This is a genomic window from Paenilisteria portnoyi, assembly GCF_014322795.1.
Classification (GTDB): Bacteria; Bacillota; Bacilli; order Lactobacillales; family Listeriaceae; genus Listeria_A; species Listeria_A portnoyi.
This window is the reverse complement of record NZ_JAASTT010000040.1, coordinates 1-1,629: the sequence shown is the minus strand read 5'-3', so window position 1 is coordinate 1,629 and position 1,629 is coordinate 1. Positions and strand designations below refer to the sequence as shown.

Annotated in this window: 3 protein-coding genes; all 3 read left to right on the top strand. The window is 35.4% G+C overall.

Translation table 11 applies throughout. The features are described from left to right. A partial coding sequence (locus tag HCJ66_RS15785; protein WP_187134005.1) for an HNH/ENDO VII family nuclease occupies positions 1 to 661 on the top strand: 661 nt, incomplete at its 5' end. A 14-nt stretch (positions 662 to 675) separates the two neighbouring features. Then, positions 676 to 1,185, top strand: coding sequence for an ankyrin repeat domain-containing protein (locus tag HCJ66_RS15780; RefSeq protein ID WP_187134004.1), 510 nt, complete (start codon positions 676 to 678; stop codon positions 1,183 to 1,185). Continuing rightward, positions 1,178 to 1,516 carry a DUF2185 domain-containing protein gene (locus HCJ66_RS15775; RefSeq protein WP_187134003.1) on the top strand — a complete coding sequence of 113 codons (339 nt, stop codon included), beginning with the start codon at positions 1,178 to 1,180 and terminating at the stop codon, positions 1,514 to 1,516. The genes HCJ66_RS15780 and HCJ66_RS15775 overlap by 8 nt, the downstream gene beginning before the upstream one ends. Positions 1,517 to 1,629 lie beyond the last annotated feature (113 nt).

The window sequence follows — 1,629 nt, the reverse complement described above, 5'->3', positions numbered from 1 at the left end:
GGCGAAACAAGGCTTGTCTCATGTGGACGCGATGGGAAAACAGGCGTTGCGTGAGAGTGCCGAGCGGATTCGGAATGCGCCGAGAGTTATAAGTGATGTGGCGAGTACCGTGAAGAATACCGCGCAGGAAGGCTTGACCACCGTTAAAAAAATGACGGCGAATTTCGGGGATAATATGAGGAGTTTGAATTTTGGTCGACCACGTCCTTCCGTAGAAGGCTTTAATTTTATTGATGATGTAGCACAAGGTTCAGATGATGTTATTGAGGGAGCTCAAAAGATCATTGGTAAGGATGGTACTGTAAAAATCATTGGTGAGGGTGAAGTGACATCAATTGTAGACAATAGACCTTATCTCGATCCAAAGTCAAGACCATCATTTAGGAAAGGCGTAGCAGAAGAAGTCTATGAAAATGCAAGAAGCATTGATGATGGGCTTGTTAGGGACCCGAATACAGAAGATCTCTTACCTTGGAGGCCTGGTGAAACACGTAAAGGTGTTTGGGACATGGGGCATCTTCCGGAGGAAAAATATTCCGATATGCATAAAGCATACCTTGATGGTGAGCTAACACCAAAGGAATTTAGAGATTGGTATAATGATCCTGGTAATTACCAGCCTGAACTACCTAGTAATAATAGAGGTCATAAATATGAATAGGATGTGTGGAAGCAATGAACATTGATTTAGTAGCTAAACTAAAAACCAAAGATGAGTTTGATAAAGTTTACAAGACTGGTGATGAATTATCCTTATATAAAGGGAAAAATTTATTGTACTACTCATTAACTAACAAGAACTTAGATTCAAGATATTCTATAAGTATATTTTTGATAGACAAAGGAATAGATATTTCTATTCTGAATGCTGAGAATGAAACAACATTGCATGTACTATTGGCTCAGGTAAAACATAATTTGAATCAGACTGTAATTCTATGCCAAAAATTGATAGAAATGGGAGTAGATATAAATATATTAGATTCTCAAAATAGACTAGCCTTACAGTATATAGTTAATATGAAGCATACAGATGCTGAATTAAAACCATTGTATGATTTATGGTTTAGCCAGGCGAATATAGATTTAGCCACTAAAAATAAAATGGGCTATTCTCCTTTAGATTTAGCAAAGAAACTACCGTTTCGTACAGAATTAGTTGAAAGGATGGAAGCTTATGTTTAGAAAAAAGCCACCTGAATTTATAAAGAATGCAGGTGCATGTATTGTTTCTAAAAACATTGTGGATAAAAAAGGATATTTAAAATGGGCGTTGAGGGAAGAATCTGTTAACGCAAGTGACAATGGATGGAGGTTTTTTTCAGAAATAGATAATGATGAATACTTAAGTAAAAAGGAGAACTTAGTTATATGTGACTTTAATACAGTAGCAGAAATCGAGCCTGCTATTATTGCGATATATCTTTTTCCTTTTGGAAGTGATTTGCAACTTATTTCTGAGAATGGGAAAAAATATTTTTTGGATAACCTGACAAATAAGAAAGTAGAACTTTAATGTAATTTTTCTATTGGGAGTAGCAGAATGGTAACACATTTTCGAACAAAATTTATAAGGTCTTAACTAAATCGAATCTTAGAATGAGGATGAATATTGAATAACTAAAGTGT

What these genes read in the sequence shown, in the direction of transcription:
- HCJ66_RS15780 (WP_187134004.1), top strand. Translation starts at nt 676, where the DNA reads ATGAACATTGATTTAGTAGCTAAACTAAAAACCAAAGATGAGTTTGAT.
- HCJ66_RS15775 (WP_187134003.1), top strand. Translation starts at nt 1,178, where the DNA reads ATGTTTAGAAAAAAGCCACCTGAATTTATAAAGAATGCAGGTGCATGT.